Source organism: Desulfonatronum sp. SC1, assembly GCF_003046795.1.
GTDB lineage: Bacteria > Desulfobacterota > Desulfovibrionia > Desulfovibrionales > Desulfonatronaceae > Desulfonatronum.
The window spans coordinates 1-460 of sequence record NZ_PZKN01000133.1; the positions used below are offsets into that span (position 1 = coordinate 1).

Genomic DNA, 460 nt, shown 5'->3' on the forward strand with positions numbered 1-460 from the left:
GCTCAAGAATCATGTGCTTGAGCAACTCTTTTCGTTTTCCTGAGTTATTGATTAATTCACTCATAACCTATATTTTAATTACAAAACACCATAAAATTCAAAACCACAAAAACCATGATGACAAATAAAGCAAATAATAAAAGATAAAAACATCCTTATTTATTGGTATTTTAACAGCCGAAAATGATTTTGGTTGAGGAGGGTTGTTAAAAAAGAGATATTCTCCTTAAATTGAATGAAATAAAAAAGTTACAAACTATGTCGGAATTAATCAACAACCAAAACGACCGCCTCGCACATTTGCTCGCATTTGCAAGAGGCATGGTGAAAGGCGAAAATGGGCATCAACTGGTATTAAAATACAAAACGTGGACAGATTCTGTGACACCCTTTGAAGCAATGGTTGTTCTGGATGTGCTGTTGAAGGAGGGTGTTCCTGCTGAAACGGTAAAGGCTTATG

At 35.2% G+C, this 460-nt stretch carries 1 protein-coding gene; it reads left to right on the plus strand.

The features are described 5' to 3' along the window. Positions 1 to 231: 231 nt before the first annotated feature. Positions 232 to 460: hypothetical protein (locus tag C6366_RS21010; RefSeq protein ID WP_146164942.1), on the plus strand; the 229-nt coding region annotated here is incomplete at its 3' end.